Origin of the sequence: Sulfitobacter brevis (assembly GCF_900112755.1) — a bacterium.
Classification (GTDB): Bacteria; Pseudomonadota; Alphaproteobacteria; order Rhodobacterales; family Rhodobacteraceae; genus Sulfitobacter; species Sulfitobacter brevis.
Window position 1 is genome coordinate 237,905 of record NZ_FOMW01000004.1, and the last position, 18,448, is coordinate 256,352.

Genomic DNA, 18,448 nt, shown 5'->3' on the forward strand with positions numbered 1-18,448 from the left:
TTTCGCTGGAAACTCAGCTTTCTTGCCCCTTCGCCCTGCCCATTGATGTTGCACGCCCCATAGGCAATGTCCTAGTATCACGTTGAATTTTCAAAGGAGTGCTGCCCATGCGCCGCGTCGTCGTCACAGGGTTGGGAATCGTCTCTTCCATCGGAAACAATGCTGAAGAAGTGCTGGCTTCGCTCAAGTCAGGCACCAGCGGCATCGAAGCCAGCCCGGAGATGGCCGAACACGGCTTTCGCAGCCGCATTGCTGGCACGCTGAAGATCAATGTCGCGGATCATATCGACAAGCGCACCCTGCGGTTCATGGGACCGGGCGCGGCCTATGCGCATATTGCAATGGGTCAGGCGATTGCCGATGCGGGGCTGGATGACAGCGACATCTCGAACCCGCGTACCGGACTTGTTGCCGGGTCGGGCGGCCCCTCCACCTCCGCGATGTTTGCCGCCCATAACGTGGTGAAAGATACCGGCGCCACCAAACGCATCGGACCGTTTGCCGTGCCGAAATGCATGTCTTCGACGATCAGCGCAAACCTGTCGACCGCTTATAAGATCAAGGGCATCAACTATTCGATCACCTCCGCTTGCTCGACCTCGCTACACTGTATCGGCAATGCCGCAGAGCAGATCATGATGGGCAAGCAGGACGTGATGTTTGCCGGTGGCGGCGAGGAGCTGGACTGGACGCTGTCCTGCCTGTTCGACGCGATGGGCGCGATGAGCAGCAAGTATAACGACGCCCCCGAGACCGCCAGCCGCGCCTTTGACGCGGACCGCGACGGATTCGTAATTTCCGGTGGCGGCGGTATTGTGGTGCTCGAAGATCTCGAGCATGCGCAGGCACGCGGCGCCAAGATTTACGCCGAAGTGACCGGCTATGCCGCGACCAGCGATGGGCACGACATGGTCGCGCCTTCCGGTGAAGGTGGTGAACGGGCGATGCGGCTGGCGCTTGCCACCCTGCCCGAAGGCCGCAAGGTCAGCTATATCAACGCGCATGGCACCTCGACCCCTGTTGGCGATGTCGGCGAGATCGAGGCCGTGCGCCGTGTCTTTGGCAAGGGCAGCACGCCGCCTGTGAGCTCGACCAAATCAATGACCGGCCATGCACAGGGCGCCGCGGGCGCCTTGGAGGCGATTTTCAGCCTGCTGATGCTAGACAATGACTTCATCGCTAAATCGATCAACGTGCAAAACCTCGATCCGGCGCTGGAGCCGGAGGAGATCGCGCTGGAACGGGTCGACAATGCCGAGCTGGACAGTGTGATGACCAACTCTTTCGGCTTTGGTGGCACCAACGGGTCGATGATCCTGTCGAAATTCAAGGGGTAAGAGAATGTCCGGATTGCTTGCAGGAAAACGCGGCCTGATAATGGGTGTCGCGAACGAACGGTCGATTGCATGGGGAATTGCTAAGGCAATGGCCGGGGCTGGCGCGGAGCTGGCCTTTACCTATCAGGGCGAAGCCTTTGGTAGCCGCTTGAAGCCGTTGGCCGAAAGTGTCGGCAGTGATTTCATGGTTGATGTCGATGTGACCGACGATGCTTCGCTTGATGCCGCGTTCGAGCAGTTGGGCGCACGCTGGCCGACGGTTGATTTCGTGGTCCACGCCATCGCCTTCTCGGACAAGTCCGAGCTAACGGGGCGGTTTCTGAATACCAGCCGTGCGAACTTCAAACATTCTATGGATATCTCGGCCTATAGTTTCATCGAAGTGGCCCGCCGCGCGCATCCGTTGATGGTTGAGCAGGGCGGCACGCTGATCACGCTTACCTATCAGGGCAGCAACCGCGTGGTGCCGAACTATAACGTCATGGGTGTCGCCAAGGCGGCGCTGGAATCCGCGACACGCTATCTGGCCAATGACCTTGGCCCCGAAGGCATCCGCGTCAATGCGATCAGCCCCGGCCCGATGAAAACCCTGGCAGGGGCCGCAATCGGCGGCGCGCGCAAGACCTATAAGCACACCGACCAGAACGCCCCGCTGCGCAGCAATGCGACGCTTGAAGCTGTGGGCGGGACAGCGGTGTATCTGTGCTCGGATGCCGGTGCTTGCACCACTGGTGAGATCATCCGCGTTGACGGCGGCTTCCACGTGCTGGGCATGCCGCAAGCCGACCACTTGTAAGAAACCGCGCGGGGGCAAACGCCCCCGTCGCCCTGCCAAACGCCACGAGAGGTGTTGCGCTGCCCTAGCGCAGCGGCGGCGTCTGCCAGAGCCAGACTTTCATGCCCCCATGCGCCACGGCGGGACCCTGCGGCTTCCACGGCAGTCCGGTGGCTTTGGCCAAAGGCGGCTCGGACGTGACGAGCCCGACGCGCCAGCCCTTAAACCGTTCCAGCAGCGTCACCCCCAAAGTGCCGTAAAGCGGATAGAGCAATTTCTTGTTGCCGATCCGCGCGCCATAGGGCGGATTGACGATAACCAATCCGGGCGGACCGTCGGGCGGGGTGATCTCACCCGCACCGTGGCAGGCAAAACTGATCCAATCCGAAACCCCTGCCCGTTCGGCATTTGCAGTGCTCATCCGGATCGCGCCAGCGTCGCGGTCGGAGCCATAGAAGCGCTGCTGCGGCGTCTTGGTCGGCGCGGCACTGCGCATCTCGTCCCAGACATCCTGATCAAAGCTCGCCAGTTGCTCGAAGGCAAAGCTGCGCGAGCGGCCGGGCAGCAAGCCTGCCGCGATTTCCGCCGCCTCGATGGGAAAGGTGCCCGAGCCGCACATCGGATCCAGCACCGGTTCGGTGCCGTTATAGCCGCATTGCCGCAGGAAGAGAGACGCGAGGTTTTCGCGCATCGGGGCCTTGCCGACCGCCTCTTTATGGCCGCGTTTGTGCAGGGATTCGCCCGAGGTATCGATGCTGATCGTCACCTGATTGTCGTGGATACGGACCTTGAGCACCATCTCTGCCTCGTCCGACAGGGTGATGCCGTGGCTCTCGCGCAGCGCGGTTTCGATCCTCTGGGTTGCAGCACCCGCATGATAGATTTTCGAGGCCTTGCAGGTCACCTGCACCTTGACTGGCACGTCGGAACGCAGCACATCCCCCCACGGAAATTTGCGCGACCGTTTATCAAGTTGCGCAAGGTGAAAGGCCATAAAACTACCGATGCGGGCCAATACTCGGGCCGTACCGCGCAGTTCCAGATTGGCGCGCCAGACCTCGGGCCAGCCGCCTTGCACTGTCACCCCGCCCGGTGAAACGGTGGGCGCGACAAAGCGCTTTTCGACGGCTTCTTCGCAAAGCACCGCCTCGAGCCCCGGAGGGCAGACGAGAAAAATCTCAAAGGTCTGTTGTTCCATCCCCGTGTCTTTAGAGGCAACGCCCGCCCACTGCGAGAGGCAACGGCGCTTTTCGAAAAATCGCCAGATCAATTTTGTTAAAATTTTGCGACACCGCCATCATTGTGTCGCGATTCATTTGCAAAATGGGTGCATGGATTTTCGCCGGACATATCACGCCGAAGTGCTGCAATCGCGCCGCGACCGCGCCCGCCGCGCCATTTTCTGGTCGCGGGCCACTGGCGTGCTGCTGATGATCACCGTGGCCGCCACCCTGCGGTCGGAGCCTGAACTGCGCAGGGTACTGGCGGACGCTGGCATTGACGCGATGCTCAAGGTCACCGGGCGGGTCGCGGCGCCACAGTTGGCCGATGCCTCGGCTGTGACCTCTGAACGGATGCCGGTCAGTCGGGTCAAGGTGAACCGGCCCGCAATTGCCGCCCCGTCCGAGGGACATGACACCCAAGCGACAGCCGATGCGCTGGGGCAAGCACTTGCCGAACGCCGGATCACCGATTAACGCGCCAGCAGTTCCGACAGAGCCAGACACGAAAAAGGGCGACCCGCTTGCGCGATGCCGCCCCTCGTCAGTGCCGTGATCGCTTGATCAGGCGATTTTAACCAACTCGATATCAAACTGCAGGTCTTTGCCCGCCAGCGGGTGGTTCGCGTCCAGCGTGACTGTCGCGTCATCCACGCTGACGACGGTGACCGGAACGGCCTGACCCTCGGGGGTCTGCATCTGCAACTGGGTGCCGAGTTCCAGCGGGATTTCCGCCGGAATGCCTTCGCGTGGCACGGCCTGACGCATCTCGGGGTTGGCTTCGCCGTAAGCATCCTGACAGGCGACTTTGACGACCTTCTTGTCGCCGACAGCCATGCCGGGCAGTGCGGTATCAAGGCCGGGGATGATCTGGCCGGAACCTACCTGAAACTCCAGCGGGTCACGCCCTTCGGAGCTGTCGAATGTTGTGCCGTCCAGCAGGGTGCCGGTGTAGTGAATTGCGACGGTATCGCCGGATTTGACCTCAGCCATGTTAATTTCCAATCTTATCGGTAAAAATTTATCGGAGGCCACGTATCTACGCAGGTGCTCCGGATTCGGCCGCAACCTGACAAAACATGCCCTTTATGTAAACCCCCGCGCCAAAAGCACGCGTAATGCGGCCTCAAGTTGCCGGATTGCCCTTTCATTTCGGGCCTTTTCCCTCTTCGTGCAGCATGCCACTCTATCCCAAAATCAGGGAGAGCGTTCATGCCCATTACGACCTGCGTCTTTGACGCCTACGGCACACTTTTCGATGTTGCCGCCGCCGCGCGTCAAGCCGCTGCCGAACCGGAATTCGCCGCCATCAAAACCGACTGGCCCGCCGTCGCCGAACAGTGGCGGTTGAAGCAATTGCAATATTCGTGGCTGCGCGCGGTCACTGGCGCACATACGGATTTTTGGGAAGTCACGCAAAACGGTCTCGATTGGGCGCTTGAGAAAACCGGCCATCATGGCGATGCAGCGCTGCGCGCCCGGCTGCTGGCGCTCTATTGGGAGCTCCAAGCTTATTCCGAGGTGCCCGACATGCTGGCCGAGTTGAAAGCAGCCGGATTGAACACTGCTATTTTGTCGAACGGCTCGCCCGCAATGCTCGACGGCGCGGTCGCTTCCGCAGGCATCGGTGGCGTGCTGGACGCCTGCCTTTCGGTCGAAACTGTCGGCATCTTCAAACCCGACCCTTCGGTATATGATCTTGTTGGCAGCCATTTCGGCTGTGACAAAGAAAACGTGCTCTTCGTCTCCTCCAACGGTTGGGATGCTGGCGCGGCCACAGGCTACGGATTTGAAACCGCATGGGTCAACCGCAGCGGCGAGCCGATGGACCGCCTGCCATGGACGCCCTCGCATGTGCTCAAAGACCTGACCGGAATACCCGCGCTGGCCGGTGTCTGATGGCGCGGTTTGAAACCTCGGACGGATTGTCGCTCCATTATACCGACGAGGGCGATGGCCTGCCGATCCTGTGTCTGTCAGGGCTGACCCGTACGACCGCAGATTTCGACTATGTCACCCCGCATCTGGCAGGCCACCGGCTGATCAAGATGGACTATCGCGGGCGCGGCCAATCCGATTTCGATCCAGACTGGAAGAATTACGTCCTGCCCGTCGAGTGCCGCGATGTCTTGGAACTGCTCGCGCATCTGAGCCTCGATAAAGTCGCGATCCTCGGCACTTCGCGCGGCGGGCTGAACGCGATGGGCCTCGCAATGGGGGCCAAGGACCGCCTGTTGGGCGTTGCGCTCAATGACATCGGGCCAGAGCTTGATACGCGCGGGCTGGAAGTTATCATGGGCTATCTGGGCCGCAATCCAACGGCCAAAACCCATGCCGAGGCCGCTGCCGCCATGCCGCGCTTCTTTCCCGAATTTAGCGCGGTGCCCGACAGCCGCTGGCGGGAAGAAGCCGCCAAGCATTACACCCAGACCGATAAGGGTTTGCAGATCACCTATGACAAGCATCTGCGCGATGCCGTTGCTATGGCCGGTGCCGATGGTGCGCCAGACCTCTGGCCGTTCTTTGACGCACTCGCAGGTCTCCCGCTGTGCTGCATCCAAGGCGCCAACTCTAACTTGCTGAGCGATGCGACTGTCGCTGAAATGCGCCGCCGCCGTCCGGATATGGTGCTGGGCGTGGTCCCCGGTCGCGGGCATATTCCTTTTCTAGACGAACCCGAGGCTGTTGCCGCCCTCAAGACATGGTTGGAATTGATGACATGAACATAGAGATGATCCGCGCCGCCCAAACCCGACTGGCAGGTGTCGCGCGCCACACGCCGCTGCTCGGCTCGCCATTTCTGGACGAGATCGCAGGCCGCCGTGTCTGGATCAAACCCGAATGCCTACAACACACCGGCAGCTTCAAGTTTCGCGGTGCGTGGTCAGCCCTGTCCGCGCTTGACGACAAGGTGCGCAGCCGCGGCGTGATCGCCTACTCCAGCGGCAACCACGCACAGGGCGTGGCCCTTGCCGCGCGGATGCACGGGGTGCCGGCGGTGATCATTATGCCGGCGGACAGCCCGCGCCTGAAGATCGCCAATACCCGCACTTACGGGGCCGAAGTGGTGCTCTATGACCGCGCGACCGAAAGCCGCGAAGAGATCGGCGACCGGATCAGCGCCGAGCGCGGGCTGACTTTGGTCAAACCCTACGACGATCCACAGGTTATCGCGGGGCAAGGCACCACTGGGCTGGAAATCGCGGCACAGGCTGCCGAATTCGGTATCACGCAGGCGGATGTGATCGTTTGCTGCGGCGGCGGCGGCTTGTCGTCGGGGATCGCACTGGCGCTGGCGGCTGACGCCCCCGGCTTGCGGGTGCGCCCCGCCGAACCAGAAGGGTTTGACGATGCGGCCCGTTCTTTGCGTGAAGGTCGAATTCAGCGAAATGAGCGGCTGACCGGATCTATCTGCGACGCTATCGTTACCCCGCAACCGGGCGAGCTTACGTTCCCGATCTTGAAAGACCGCGCCGGTCCGGGGCTGGTGGTCTCGGACGATGAAGCGCTGCGGGCGATGGCGCAAGCTTTCAACCGGCTAAAGCTGGTCGCGGAACCCGGCGGCGCGGTGGCTTTGGCGGCTGCGCTGTTTCGCACCGATGAGATCGAGGGCGATGACGTGATCGTCACCATCTCGGGCGGCAATGTCGATACGGATATCTTTGCCCGCGCCTTGGCGACACTGGACCGCCCTGAATAATCCCGCACCCCACGCGGAAATCGTGCCAGAATTTGGTACACCCCTCATGAAAGGACCCTGACCTATGCAGATTTTGGATACTGGTGACGTGCGGTTGCATTACCGCGTGGATGGCCCCGATGATGGCGCCCCGGTGGTCTTTGCCAATTCGCTGGGCACCGACATGCGGTTGTGGGACCCGATCTTGCCGCTGTTGCCCAAGGGGCTGCGTCTGATCCGCTATGACAAGCGCGGGCATGGGCTGTCGACCTGCCCTTCCGGAAATTACTCGATGGGGTCGCTGATCACCGATGTCGAAAAACTGATCGATCACTTGGGCGTCACGAATTGCGTCTTTGTCGGGCTAAGCATCGGCGGCATGATCGCGCAGGGGTTGGCGGTTAAACGGCTCGATCTTGTGCGGGCGATGGTTTTGTCCAATACCGCCGCGAAAATCGGCAATGCGGCGATGTGGGACGACCGGATTGCCGCAGTGCGCGCAGGCGGTATCGAAAGCCTTGCCGACGGAGTGATGGAGCGCTGGTTCTCTGCCGAGTTCCGCGAAAAGCCCGAGCTTGAACTTTGGCGCAATATGTTGGTGCGCCAACCCGATGATGGCTATGCCGGATGCAGCGCCGCAATTTCGGGCAGCGATTTCTATGCGACCACGGCCACTTTGCGCCTGCCGACGCTGGGGATCGCTGGGGCCGAAGATGGCTCCACCCCGCCGGACCTTGTGCGCGAAACCACCGACCTGATACCCGGTTCGCGGTTTCATCTGATCCGCCGTGCAGGGCACCTGCCGTGCGTTGAGCAGCCTGAAGAATATGCGCAGGTGTTAAGCGAATTCTTAAAAAGTGTCGGCCATGTTTGATCTTACCACCCCAGCGAAAGTCTGACTTATGGCCGCAAGTGTTTTCGACAGCCCTCTTTTTGCACACCTGTTTTCCACGGGTGAATGCGGGCGGCTGATGTCTGATACTGCCGCGATCCGCGCGATGTTGCTGGTCGAAGGGGCGCTGGCGCAAGTGCAAGGCAAGCAAGGCATTATCCCCGAGATCAGCGCCGCCGCGATTCACCGCGCCACGCTGGAGGTGCAGGTCGATCCGGGTGCGATTGCCAAGGCGACAGGGGAGAACGGTGTGAGCGTTCCGGGGCTCGTGGCCGCGTTCCGCGACGAGATGAAAGCGCCCGAACACGCGCAATATGTGCATTGGGGGGCGACCAGTCAGGATATTCTGGACACCGCGCTGATGCTGCGGTTGCGCCAAGCCTTGCTGCTGGCCGAGACCGATCTGCATGCGGTGATCCGCGCCTTGGGCAAACAGGCGAAAGCCCATGCCCATCTACCAATGCCCGCACGCACCTATGGCCAGCATGCGACGCCGACCACATGGGGTGCGGTGGCAGCCGACTGGGGGGCGCCGCTCATCGAGGCGCTGGCGGGGCTAGAAAACCTGCGCAAGTCCACGCTTTGGGTGTCGCTGTCAGGCGCGGCAGGCACGGCATCGGCGCTGGGGCCGGAGGCGGCAAAGACACGGGCCGGATTGGCCAAAGCACTCGGGCTGCATGATCCACAACGCTCGTGGCACACTGATCGCGGCCCCATCCTGCGAATTGCCGATTGGCAGGGTCAGGTGATGGCTGCTCTGGCGCATATGGCTGAAACACTTATTGGGCTTACAAGCACTGATATAAGTGAAGTTTCTCTTGGCAGTTCGGGCGCGTCCTCGACCATGCCGCAAAAGCAGAACCCTGTTGCGCCCTCGGCCTTGCTGGCGTTGCACCTGCAATTTAACGGGCTGCGCAGTACCTTGCAAAGCGCCGCCGTGCACCAGCACCAGCGCGACGGTGCGGCGTGGTTTGCCGAATGGATGGTAGTGCCACAGCTCACGCTGAGCCTTGCTGCCGCGTTGCGACACGCCCGCGATATTGCCGAGAACATGACCCCGCATCCAATGCGGATGCACAGCAACCTTGATGACAATCTTGGCCTGATCCATGCCGAAGCGCTGAGCTTTGCGCTGGCCGAGTTGATGCCACGTCCCAAGGCGCAGAAGGTGACAAAAGCGCTCTGCCTTGACGCGCTGCGCCAAGGCACGCCGCTGGAGGATTTGGCGCGGCACGACTACCCCGATCTGGGCAAGGATGTGTTTGAACCTGTGCGCGGCACCGGATTGGCGGCGCAGGATGCGCTGGCCTTTGCCAGCCGCGCCGCAAAGTTCTGACGCATTAAACCGCCCCTGCTCTATCTTGCGAGGCGGAGTTGCACATACATTTTGTCGAACCGGAAGATGTCTCGACCGCGCGCGATCTCACATTGCGTGAATAATTCGACCTTGAGCTTCATAGTGCCTTGCAGGCCAAGTCGATCCGCGCAAGCTTGCTTGAAACAAATCAAGTAAGGGACGACCCAATGATTAAAGCTGCCGTCTGCCACGCCTTTGGTGCCCCTCTGGTTGTCGAGGAGGTGCAACTGCGCGCGCCTGAAGGCAGCGAGGTCGAAGTAACAGTTGATGCGGTCGCGATCTGTCATTCCGATATTTCATTTGCTGCGGGCGCTTGGGGCGGATCATTGCCTGCCGTATATGGCCACGAGGCAGCGGGACGTATTTCGGCGCTGGGTGGAAACGTCAGAGGATTGGCGGTCGGCGATTCTGTCATTGTGACGCTTATCCGCGCCTGTGGGTCTTGTCCCAGTTGTTGCAGCGGGCGGCCCACGGGCTGCGAAACGCCCTATGACGGTGATCAGGGGCCACTGAAAACTGCGGATGGCGGCAAGTTGCACCAAGCGATGGCCTCGGGCGCTTTTGCAGAAAAGGTCGTCGTCGAGCAGGCGCAGGTCGTAAAAATCAGCCATGACATTCCCAAAGATGCGGCGAGCCTGATTGCCTGTGGGGTGATCACTGGCGTCGGTGCGGTGGTGAACGCGGCGGGCCTGCGTGCCGGTCAGGATGTTGTGGTGATCGGCGCAGGCGGCGTGGGATTGAACGCGATCCAAGGTGCGCGGATCGCAGGCGCGCGGCGGATTGTTGCAGTAGATATGAGCGAGGAAAAGCTCGCCATCGCACGGGAGTTTGGCGCCACCGACGGGGTGCTGGCCACAGCCGAAAAGCCCTGGCGCGAGGCGATGAAGCTGATGGGGCGCGGTGCCGATGCTGTTATCGTGACGGTCGGTGCGACCCCTGCCTATGACGCGGCCCCGAAATATCTGGCGGGCGGCGGGCGCGTGATCATGGTGGGCATGCCGCATTCGGGCGCGATGTCGACCTATGAGCCGGTGATGTTGGCCGCCACGGGCCAGGGTATGGTCGGCTCCAAGATGGGCGATGTGGTGATTCAGCGTGATATCCCGTGGATGGTAGATCTGTATTTGCAAGGCCGGTTGAAGCTTGATGAGTTGATCTCGGCGCGGTGGACGCTGGAGCAGATTAACGAGGCGATTGAAGACACCAAATCAGGCGCAGCACGGCGCAATGTGATTATGTTTAATCGCTAAACTAAGGGGGCCAGCCCCCCCCCGGCCTGCGGCCTCCCCCCGGAGTTTCTCCGGCCAAATGAATTGGAATTTGTGATGAAACTTCAGGACCTCGACGTCATTGTCACCGCGCCCCCCGCGCCGGGTTGGGGCGGGCGGTACTGGATACTGGTCAAGGTGACGACGGATACCGGCGTTGTGGGATGGGGTGAGTGCTACGCCTCGTCCGTCGGGCCGGAAGCGATGCGTCATGTGATTGAGGATGTTTTTGCGCGGCATATGCAGGGTGAGAATCCGGAAAATATCGAGTTGATGTTCCGGCGGGCCTATTCTTCGGGGTTTACCCAGCGGCCCGATTTAACCGTGATGGGCGCGTTTTCGGGGCTGGAGATCGCCTGTTGGGATATCTTGGGCAAGGATCGGGATCGTCCGGTCTATGCGCTGATGGGCGGACGGATGAACGCGCGGGTGCGTGCCTATACCTATCTCTATCCATTGCCGCACCACGATCTGGCGGCCTTCTGGACTTCGCCGGAGATGGCGGCGGAATCGGCGGCAGATTGTGTGGCGCGTGGCTATACGGCGGTCAAGTTTGATCCGGCGGGGCCCTATACCATGCGCGGCGGGCACATGCCGGCCATGACCGACATTGCGCAGTCGGTGGCGTTTTGCAAAGCCATCCGCGAGGCTGTTGGAGATAAGGCGGACTTGCTGTTTGGAACCCACGGCCAATTCAGCACAGCGGGCGCGATCCGCTTGGGCCGCGCCTTGGAACCCTATTCACCACTTTGGTACGAGGAGCCGATCCCGCCTGACAATCTAGCAGAAATGGCAAAAGTTGCGGCCGCTGTGCGCATTCCGATTGCGACGGGCGAGCGATTAACCACCAAAGCCGAATTTGCGCCCGTGTTGCGGAATGGCGCGGCGACGATTTTGCAGCCCGCACTGGGCCGTGCCGGTGGCATCTGGGAGATGAAGAAGGTCGCCGCGATGGCCGAAGTCTATAACGCGCAGATGGCACCCCATCTCTATGCGGGACCAATCGAGTGGGCCGCAAATGTGCAATTTTCTGTGTCGATCCCGAATATTCTAATGGCCGAAACTATCGAAACGCCGTTTCATGATGCCCTGATCAAGAGCGCGATTCGGGTAGAGGACGGATTTATCACAGCACCTGAGGCACCCGGTCTGGGGATCGACGTTGATGAGGACCTTGCGCGGGCGCATCCCTACACCGGCGATCATTTGCACCTGCAGATGCAGGATGCACCGTGCGACTATGTGAACGGCAATGCTTTTGAGGGCGGCGCACCTGCGACGCCGGACTAAGTAGAACCGTCGGTGCTTGCGAGGAAGGCCGCTGTCAGATCTGCGGGTCTGAACTGGTCAAATGGATGGCTTCCAAAGCGCGGTGATGCGCGAGCAACAGGGCGTCGGCGTCCCTTTTCGCCCCTTTGAGGGCGATTTGGCTGATCACCTGGACCACCACGCCTTTGATGGCGATATAGCTGTGCAAGATGGGTTGGTTCTGGCTTGCGCCAGCGAGGGTGTAGCTCAGTGTGCCGAAAGGCGCTTCACCCGCATTTGCCGAAGTGAGGTCGGAGAATTCGAACTCGCGCCCGATCTCGCTGGCCTGTCGGCTGACCATCGCCATAATCTGTGCTTCGATCTGGGCTTGATCCGCGGCTTCTGTGGGGCCGCTTTGGACCATGACCTTGGCCATATATCCACGGCTATCAAGCCAGTAGCTCAGGCCTTTCGTGCCGCCTTTATCAAGACGCGCAAACAGACCTTCGGTGCAAAAGCTGGCACCCGGTCCGGCGGCACGACAGCTCGGATCGTCGTCGGCCCAGACAGGCGCGGCCTGTTGAAAGGCGGCCAAGGCAAAAATAATCATGGCGAGTACATGTTTCATGGGAACTCCTCTGCTGATTTTGCGTTAGTCCAATTAAGGAAGAATTTCCTTCAGACGCAAAACTCCTGAGAGAAGAACAAGGAATTTGGGCACTTTGATCTAAATGTGGTGCAAAAATGCGCCGATATTCCTGCGTTTTACACCATGTTGATGATGGGACTGTCTCCGCGTGGCCAGCCAAGCCGCACAGTTCAAGACCACCGAGACGAGGCCCCTGACCCCGCCTCGCAAAAGCAGATGCAAGTTTTGCTAACTCGCTGGCTTAACCGTTCACAACCGTCTGTGCTGCGGCCACGATGCCCTCGCGCGAGGGCAGCGTGGCGCCGTACGCCGGACCGGTCGCGATAAAGCTGTCTTCGGCAGTCAGACGGGCGAACCGTGCCACGCCCTGCTCTACCATCAGCGCCATCAAGGCCTCGGCCTGCCCGCCCGTGCGACGGCATTCATCAACGATCAGCACAGGGCGTGATCCGATTGCCTGCATCAAAGCCTCGGTTGGCAACGGCGCTAACCAGCGCAAATCAATGACGCGCGCATTAATTCCCTGACCTGCCAGATCATGCTGGGCCTGACGCGACAGGTAATGACCGTTGCCATAGGTGACGATCGCCAAATCCTCGCCCGCGCCATGCACGCCGACGCTGCCCAAGCTGATGCGCTGATCCGGCGCCGGGTAGGTCCGCATCCAGCCGCCGTCGCCCGGCTCCAGCAGATCGCGCATCGGGTACAGCGCAATCGGCTCAAGAAATACCACCACGCGCTGCTCCTCGCGGGCCAGACGCACGGCTTCGCGCAGCATGCAGGCCGCGTCGTCGCCGGTGGACGGGCAGGCAATGATGATCCCGGGAATGTCGCGCAACACCGCAATGGAATTATCGTTGTGGAAGTGACCGCCAAAGCCCTTTTGATACCCCAGCGCCGAAATCCTCAGCACCATCGGGTTGGTCCATTGCCCTTGGCTAAAGAACGACAAGGTCGCTGCCTCACCGCGCAACTGGTCCTCGGCGTTGTGCAGATAGGCCAGAAACTGGACCTCGGGGATCGGGATAAACCCGTTATGCGCCATGCCGATCGCAAGGCCGAGAATGCTGGTTTCATCCAGCAGTGTGTCAATGACGCGGGCGGGGCCGAACCGGCCGTGCAGCTTTTGCGTAACGCCGTAATTGCCGCCCTTGCGACCCACGTCCTCGCCCATCACCACAGTTTCGGAATACGCCAACATCACATCGTGCAGCGCCCAGTTGATCAAGCGCGACATTGGCTGCGGCGCATCAAACTGCGCTGTATCACTGCCAAAAACCTGCTGCCGCCGCGCCTCATCGGGGCCGTTCGTCGGCGCGCAGGCCCGTGATGGTGGCACAATGCTCGCCATCACCTCGGCGGCGGACTGCAGTCTTGGCGTCGATGCCATCGCCTCAGCCGCCTTGGCAACCGAGGCCAATGTCTGCTGATAAACATCTAACGCCTGTTCAGTCGATGCCGCCCCGCTGGCCACCAATCCGCGCACAGAATAGAGCAGCGGATCGTTTGCCTCATCGGCTTCCACCTCGGCTTTGGGCAGGTATGAGGTCACCACATCCGGTCCGGCATGGCCGTACAAACGCACTGTCCGTAAATGCAAGAACGCAGGCTTGCGGTGCACTCGCACCCAATCTGCGGCCTCTTGCGCTGCCTCAAACGCCGCGAACATATCCAACCCGTCAGCCGCAAAATACTTCAATCCGGGCCGTTGTGACATCGACGCATGAATCCAACCCGTCGGCGTCTTGGTCGAAATCCCGATCCCGTTGTCCTCACACACAAACAACAGCGGTAGGGGAATGCCCTGCACCGCCGTCCAGCAAGCCGCGTTAATCGCGCCTTGTGCCGTAGAATGGTTGGCCGAGGCATCGCCGAACGAACACATGGTAATCGCATCGCGGGCAAGTACCGCGTGCTCGGGCCGCCCGCGCCGCGCCAAACCGATGGAATGTGCAGCCCCGATTGCCTTGGGCAGATGGCTCGCAATCGTCGACGTCTGGGGCGGGATCATCAACTTCCGACTGCCCAACACCTTATGGCGCCCGCCACTTATCGGGTCTTCTGTAGAACAGGCAAAGCTCAGCAGCATGTCCCGCATGATGTCCGTCGCGCCGGTCTGCTGGGCGCGGGCTATCTGGAATGCCGCATCACGGTAATGCAAAAACGCCATGTCATCGGGGCGCAGCGCATAAGCAACTGCCGCCATACCCTCATGGCCGCTGGAGCCGATGGTATAAAACCCCTGCCCGGCCTTCTGCATCGCCCGGCTCTGGATGTCCAACGCACGGCTCAACACCTGCGCCTCGAACATCTCCAGTGCCATCTCAGGCGTCAACGCCCCCAGCGGCGTTTCACCAACAGGAAAATCCCACGCCGCCACGCGACGCAGGAAATTGCCATGCACTATTTCAACGCGATCCATGCTGCCCTTTTAGTATCAATGTCTCAAAACGTGCTGCAGCAGATACTCAATCCCAAACCGAGAGAGGAAACCCCCCCCCTCTCTTTTTGACCACAAATATCCGGAGGGAGGTCCGGGGGGAGGAAATCCCCCCAATCCAACGCTTTAGAAAAACGCCTGCAAGCCAGTCTGCGCGCGCCCCAAAATCAAGGCATGCACATCATGAGTACCCTCATAAGTGTTCACAGTCTCAAGGTTCATCATGTGGCGGATCACCTGAAACTCGCCTGAAATCCCGTTGCCGCCATGCATGTCCCGCGACATCCGCGCGATATCCAGCGCTTTGCCGCAGTTGTTGCGCTTCACGATGGAGATCATCTCCGGCGCGGCATTTGCCGCATCCATCAAACGCCCAACCTGCAACGAGGCCTGAAGACCCAGCGAAATTTCGGTCATCATATCGGCCAGCTTTTTCTGGAACAGCTGTGTTTGCGCCAAAGGCTTGTTGAACTGCTTGCGATCCAGACCGTACTGGCGCGAGGCATGCCAGCAGAACTCGGCAGCGCCCATTGCCCCCCAGGAAATGCCGTAACGTGCACGATTCAAGCAGCCGAACGGCCCTTTCAAACCTTCCACATGCGGCAGCAGCGCGTCGTCGCCCACTTCCACATCCTTCATCACGATCTCGCCGGTGATCGAGGCGCGCAGGCTCAGCTTGTTACCGATTTTTGGCGCGCTCAAACCGTCCATGCCCTTTTCGAGTACAAAGCCGCGAATTTTGCCGCCATGCTCTTCGGACTTGGCCCAGACCACAAAGACATCCGCGATCGGCGCGTTGGAGATCCACATTTTGGAGCCGGTGATCTTGTAGCCATTGGCCGTTTTCACCGCACGGGTCTTCATGCCCGCAGGGTCGGAACCCGCGTCAGGCTCGGTCAGGCCGAAACAGCCAATCCACTCGCCCGAGCACAGTTTGGGCAGAAATTTCTTGCGCTGCGCTTCGGATCCGTAAGCATAGATCGGGTACATCACGAGGCTCGCCTGCACCGACATCATCGACCGATAGCCCGAATCGACACGCTCGACCTCACGTGCAACCAGACCGTAAGAAACGTAGCCGCTGCCCAATCCGCCGTATTCCTCGGGGATGGTTATGCCAAGCAGACCCATATCGCCCATTTCGCGGAAAATACCAGCGTCAGTATGCTCGTTAGCAAAGGCCTCGATCACGCGAGGCTGCAGCTTCTCTTGTGCATAGGCGCGTGCACTGTCCTGAATCATGCGCTCGTCTTCGCTCAACTGGTCGGACAGGCGGAAGGGGTCGGTCCAGTCGAATGTTCCCAGATCGGGCTTGTCCTTGGCGCGCAGTGTTGGTGTCTCGGCGTTCATGATGCTCTCCTGAATGGCTCGGATTTGGCAGCAGTATTGCAAATCAAAGCGAGGAACTCTATCGCTGCTTTATCCTGCACCTATGAGAAAAAGTCATATGATCGCCCCGCGCCGCTTCCTGCCATCAATCTCGGCGCTGCTCGCTTTCGAGGCTGTCGCGCGTCTGGGCAGCGCCACGCTCGCCGCAGCGGAGCTTTCGCTCACCCAAAGCGCCGTCAGCCGTCAGATCAAGACGCTGGAAGAACAACTGGGCCTTACGCTGTTTCACCGGCAGGGCCGCCAACTGGTGCCCAGTCAGGCCGGTCAAGACTACGTCGTCGATGTGCGCGATATCCTCAACCGGTTGGCGCAGGCCTCGCTCAAGGCGCGCACCAATCCATTGGGTGGCTCGCTTAACCTCGCGATCCTGCCCGCGTTTGGCATGCATTGGTTGGCGCCACGTTTGCGCGACTTTGCGCAGGCCCATCCGGAGGTCACGGTCAACCTCAGCACCCGCCTGCATCCTTTCGCCTTTGCCAGCAGCGCCTTTGATGCCGCAATCCATTTTGGCCACGAAGATTGGCCCGGCGTGCAATATCTGCCGCTGATGCCCGAACGTGTTGTGCCAGTGTGCAGCCCCGAACTGCTCACCGCGCCAATTGCAGACCCGCAAGACATGTTGAACCACCCGCTATTGCACCTCGAAACCCGGCCCAAGGGCTGGGCCCGCTGGCTTGGCGCCTTGGGTATCACCGACACCCCGCCCACGGGCATGGTGTTTGACCAGTTCTCGACAATGGCACAGGCGGCGATCCACGGGCTCGGTGTGGCGCTCTTGCCAGTGTTCTTTGCCGAGCCCTATTTGCGCGATGGCAAGCTTGTGCTGGCCTCGGCGCAGACCACGCAGAGCATCGGCAGCTATTACCTCGTCTGGCCCGACGACCGCGACGAATCCGCCGCCTTAAAATCATTCAGGACATGGCTCGCCAGCGAGGCAGAAACTGTGGCGCCAGCATAGCGCCCCCGCGCTAAAATCTGTCGCGACCGCCCCTCTTTCGAGATTTTCTCGCCAAATTTGCCTAATTTTTGCCTCAATCCCAAGTTATATAAAACTGTCTGTTACCGGGTGGGGCCGTTACAGGAGAGCATGGGTATGCTTACTTCACTTCGCGCGGGCGTTTGTACGCTTGCTACTGCCACAGTCCTTATTGCCAGTTCGGCGCAGGCCGATGATCTGACCGTCCTGATTCTGGAAGGCGCGTATTTCCCACCAGTAGTCAGCGCGCAGATCGGGGACACAATTGTCTTTGTCAACGAAACCGACTCCGAGCATACCGTTTCGGGCGATGATGAAATCTGGACCTCCGGACCAATCCCGACCGAGGGCAGCTATCGTCTGGCGTTGAACGAAACCACCCCGCTCACCTTTGGCGGCGACTGGGTCGATGGCTCAGAGATGACAGGCCAATTTAGCCTCGAATAATCAACCGAGCCGTCCAATTCCCACCGCGGCGCACCGCTCAAACCGGCGCGACCAGCGCCGCGCCTGTCGCGCGGTTGGAATTGACGGCGCGGTCGACGCGATGCCAATGCAATAGATCCTCAGCGGCGGGCTGCATCAGTGCAGCCGCCCCTTTGCCAGCCTCGCCCAACCAAAGCGGCCAGTCAGCCTCCGCCAAGATCACCGGCACGCGACTGTGCAGCGCGGTCATCTTTCCGATCGCTGCCGTCGTCACCACCGCGCAGGTCGCCAGACGACTGCCGTCCGGTTGCTTCCAATCCTGCCAAATCGCCGCAAAGGCCAAGGGCGCGGCATCTTGGCGTGTGATGTACCACGGGTCGCGCCCGTCATCCTCGCTTTTGGTCCATTCGTAGAAACCGCTGGCCACGATTATGCCGCGCCGCTCGCGTACTGCGGCACGAAAGGCAGGCTTCTCAGCAATGGTCTCGGCGCGCGCATTGATCAGCAGCGGCCCGTCATTGGGCTTTTTGTACCAATGCGGGATCAACCCCCAGCGCATCGCGCCCAATTTGCGTTGCCCCTCTTCCGCGCTGGTGACGATATGCACCTGATTGGTCGGGCAGATATTATAGTTTGGCACCGGCGGCAGGTCATTGGCCGGTGCCGCACTGAAAAGCTGCGACATCGCATCGGGGGGAAGCGTTATGGCCATCCGACCGCACATGGGCTGTTCCTTTGCACTCACTCACCGCAAGTCTTGCGGTTAAGATATAGCTGGCGTGCAAGGTTGCA

Annotated in this window: 18 protein-coding genes; 12 read left to right on the plus strand and 6 right to left on the minus strand. The window is 60.6% G+C overall.

The features are described from left to right. Positions 1 to 107: 107 nt before the first annotated feature. A complete protein-coding gene (gene fabB, locus BM174_RS07215; RefSeq protein ID WP_093923170.1) occupies positions 108 to 1,337 on the plus strand; it encodes a beta-ketoacyl-ACP synthase I in 1,230 nt (409 codons plus the stop codon). 4 nt (positions 1,338 to 1,341) lie between these two features. Further along, positions 1,342 to 2,133: an enoyl-ACP reductase FabI gene (locus tag BM174_RS07220; RefSeq protein WP_093923171.1), complete on the plus strand. Its 792-nt coding sequence runs from the start codon at positions 1,342 to 1,344 to the stop codon at positions 2,131 to 2,133. 64 nt (positions 2,134 to 2,197) lie between these two features. On the opposite strand, the gene BM174_RS07225 is transcribed toward BM174_RS07220, so the two are convergent. Then, the gene (locus BM174_RS07225) at positions 2,198 to 3,310 is read right to left on the minus strand and encodes a THUMP domain-containing class I SAM-dependent RNA methyltransferase (RefSeq protein WP_093923172.1); all 1,113 of its coding nucleotides are present in this window, start codon (positions 3,308 to 3,310) and stop codon (positions 2,198 to 2,200) included. A 133-nt stretch (positions 3,311 to 3,443) separates the two neighbouring features. Here BM174_RS07225 and BM174_RS07230 point away from each other — a divergent pair, with 133 nt between their 5' ends. Next, positions 3,444 to 3,809 (plus strand): hypothetical protein, encoded by a 366-nt coding sequence (locus tag BM174_RS07230; protein WP_093923173.1) that lies wholly within the window; start codon positions 3,444 to 3,446, stop codon positions 3,807 to 3,809. Between the two features lie 87 nt (positions 3,810 to 3,896). Here the strand turns inward: BM174_RS07230 and BM174_RS07235 are convergent, their stop codons facing one another. Then, positions 3,897 to 4,325: an FKBP-type peptidyl-prolyl cis-trans isomerase gene (locus tag BM174_RS07235; RefSeq protein ID WP_093923174.1), complete on the minus strand. Its 429-nt coding sequence runs from the start codon at positions 4,323 to 4,325 to the stop codon at positions 3,897 to 3,899. A gap of 219 nt (positions 4,326 to 4,544) precedes the next feature. Here BM174_RS07235 and BM174_RS07240 point away from each other — a divergent pair, with 219 nt between their 5' ends. The 7 genes from BM174_RS07240 (at position 4,545) to BM174_RS07270 (ending at position 11,818) form a co-directional block, all read left to right on the plus strand. Next, complete coding sequence (locus BM174_RS07240) at positions 4,545 to 5,231, plus strand: haloacid dehalogenase type II (RefSeq protein ID WP_093923175.1); 687 nt, start codon at positions 4,545 to 4,547, stop codon at positions 5,229 to 5,231. Next, entirely contained in the window at positions 5,231 to 6,055 is an 825-nt protein-coding gene (locus BM174_RS07245; protein ID WP_093923176.1) for an alpha/beta fold hydrolase, read from the plus strand. The genes BM174_RS07240 and BM174_RS07245 overlap by 1 nt, the downstream gene beginning before the upstream one ends. Continuing rightward, positions 6,052 to 7,032 carry a threonine ammonia-lyase gene (locus tag BM174_RS07250; protein ID WP_093923177.1) on the plus strand — a complete coding sequence of 327 codons (981 nt, stop codon included), beginning with the start codon at positions 6,052 to 6,054 and terminating at the stop codon, positions 7,030 to 7,032. The genes BM174_RS07245 and BM174_RS07250 overlap by 4 nt, the downstream gene beginning before the upstream one ends. Positions 7,033 to 7,096: 64 nt before the next feature. After that, positions 7,097 to 7,885 (plus strand): 3-oxoadipate enol-lactonase, encoded by a 789-nt coding sequence (pcaD, locus tag BM174_RS07255; protein WP_093923178.1) that lies wholly within the window; start codon positions 7,097 to 7,099, stop codon positions 7,883 to 7,885. Between the two features lie 28 nt (positions 7,886 to 7,913). Next, positions 7,914 to 9,239: a lyase family protein gene (locus tag BM174_RS07260; protein WP_093923179.1), complete on the plus strand. Its 1,326-nt coding sequence runs from the start codon at positions 7,914 to 7,916 to the stop codon at positions 9,237 to 9,239. Between the two features lie 188 nt (positions 9,240 to 9,427). Further along, entirely contained in the window at positions 9,428 to 10,510 is a 1,083-nt protein-coding gene (locus BM174_RS07265) for a zinc-binding dehydrogenase (protein WP_093923180.1), read from the plus strand. Between the two features lie 75 nt (positions 10,511 to 10,585). Then, complete coding sequence (locus BM174_RS07270) at positions 10,586 to 11,818, plus strand: mandelate racemase/muconate lactonizing enzyme family protein (RefSeq protein WP_093923181.1); 1,233 nt, start codon at positions 10,586 to 10,588, stop codon at positions 11,816 to 11,818. A 34-nt stretch (positions 11,819 to 11,852) separates the two neighbouring features. On the opposite strand, the gene BM174_RS07275 is transcribed toward BM174_RS07270, so the two are convergent. The 3 genes from BM174_RS07275 to BM174_RS07285 form a co-directional block, all read right to left on the minus strand. Then, complete coding sequence (locus BM174_RS07275) at positions 11,853 to 12,404, minus strand: hypothetical protein (protein ID WP_093923182.1); 552 nt, start codon at positions 12,402 to 12,404, stop codon at positions 11,853 to 11,855. 262 nt (positions 12,405 to 12,666) lie between these two features. Further along, a complete protein-coding gene (locus tag BM174_RS07280) occupies positions 12,667 to 14,847 on the minus strand; it encodes a thiamine pyrophosphate-dependent enzyme (protein WP_093923183.1) in 2,181 nt (726 codons plus the stop codon). A 144-nt stretch (positions 14,848 to 14,991) separates the two neighbouring features. Next, the gene (locus BM174_RS07285; protein ID WP_093923184.1) at positions 14,992 to 16,215 is read right to left on the minus strand and encodes an acyl-CoA dehydrogenase; all 1,224 of its coding nucleotides are present in this window, start codon (positions 16,213 to 16,215) and stop codon (positions 14,992 to 14,994) included. A 97-nt stretch (positions 16,216 to 16,312) separates the two neighbouring features. Between BM174_RS07285 and BM174_RS07290 the strand changes: the two genes are divergently transcribed. Next, the gene (locus BM174_RS07290; protein WP_093923185.1) at positions 16,313 to 17,212 is read left to right on the plus strand and encodes a LysR substrate-binding domain-containing protein; all 900 of its coding nucleotides are present in this window, start codon (positions 16,313 to 16,315) and stop codon (positions 17,210 to 17,212) included. A gap of 135 nt (positions 17,213 to 17,347) precedes the next feature. Further along, a complete protein-coding gene (locus BM174_RS07295) occupies positions 17,348 to 17,677 on the plus strand; it encodes a cupredoxin domain-containing protein (protein ID WP_093923186.1) in 330 nt (109 codons plus the stop codon). A 37-nt stretch (positions 17,678 to 17,714) separates the two neighbouring features. On the opposite strand, the gene BM174_RS07300 is transcribed toward BM174_RS07295, so the two are convergent. Then, positions 17,715 to 18,380, minus strand: coding sequence for an SOS response-associated peptidase (locus tag BM174_RS07300; RefSeq protein WP_093923187.1), 666 nt, complete (start codon positions 18,378 to 18,380; stop codon positions 17,715 to 17,717). Positions 18,381 to 18,448: the final 68 nt, after the last annotated feature.

Bases quoted from the DNA above. Each gene is read 5' to 3' on its own strand.
- BM174_RS07260 (WP_093923179.1), top strand. From the start codon at position 7,914: ATGGCCGCAAGTGTTTTCGACAGCCCTCTTTTTGCACACCTGTTTTCC.
- BM174_RS07250 (WP_093923177.1), top strand. From the start codon at position 6,052: ATGAACATAGAGATGATCCGCGCCGCCCAAACCCGACTGGCAGGTGTC.
- BM174_RS07290 (WP_093923185.1), top strand. From the start codon at position 16,313: ATGATCGCCCCGCGCCGCTTCCTGCCATCAATCTCGGCGCTGCTCGCT.
- fabB (WP_093923170.1), top strand. From the start codon at position 108: ATGCGCCGCGTCGTCGTCACAGGGTTGGGAATCGTCTCTTCCATCGGA.
- BM174_RS07270 (WP_093923181.1), top strand. From the start codon at position 10,586: ATGAAACTTCAGGACCTCGACGTCATTGTCACCGCGCCCCCCGCGCCG.
- BM174_RS07235 (WP_093923174.1), bottom strand. From the start codon at position 4,325: ATGGCTGAGGTCAAATCCGGCGATACCGTCGCAATTCACTACACCGGC.
- BM174_RS07300 (WP_093923187.1), bottom strand. From the start codon at position 18,380: ATGTGCGGTCGGATGGCCATAACGCTTCCCCCCGATGCGATGTCGCAG.
- BM174_RS07240 (WP_093923175.1), top strand. From the start codon at position 4,545: ATGCCCATTACGACCTGCGTCTTTGACGCCTACGGCACACTTTTCGAT.
- BM174_RS07220 (WP_093923171.1), top strand. From the start codon at position 1,342: ATGTCCGGATTGCTTGCAGGAAAACGCGGCCTGATAATGGGTGTCGCG.
- BM174_RS07285 (WP_093923184.1), bottom strand. From the start codon at position 16,215: ATGAACGCCGAGACACCAACACTGCGCGCCAAGGACAAGCCCGATCTG.
- BM174_RS07275 (WP_093923182.1), bottom strand. From the start codon at position 12,404: ATGAAACATGTACTCGCCATGATTATTTTTGCCTTGGCCGCCTTTCAA.
- BM174_RS07295 (WP_093923186.1), top strand. From the start codon at position 17,348: ATGCTTACTTCACTTCGCGCGGGCGTTTGTACGCTTGCTACTGCCACA.
- BM174_RS07245 (WP_093923176.1), top strand. From the start codon at position 5,231: ATGGCGCGGTTTGAAACCTCGGACGGATTGTCGCTCCATTATACCGAC.
- BM174_RS07265 (WP_093923180.1), top strand. From the start codon at position 9,428: ATGATTAAAGCTGCCGTCTGCCACGCCTTTGGTGCCCCTCTGGTTGTC.
- BM174_RS07230 (WP_093923173.1), top strand. From the start codon at position 3,444: ATGGATTTTCGCCGGACATATCACGCCGAAGTGCTGCAATCGCGCCGC.
- BM174_RS07225 (WP_093923172.1), bottom strand. From the start codon at position 3,310: ATGGAACAACAGACCTTTGAGATTTTTCTCGTCTGCCCTCCGGGGCTC.
- BM174_RS07280 (WP_093923183.1), bottom strand. From the start codon at position 14,847: ATGGATCGCGTTGAAATAGTGCATGGCAATTTCCTGCGTCGCGTGGCG.
- pcaD (WP_093923178.1), top strand. From the start codon at position 7,097: ATGCAGATTTTGGATACTGGTGACGTGCGGTTGCATTACCGCGTGGAT.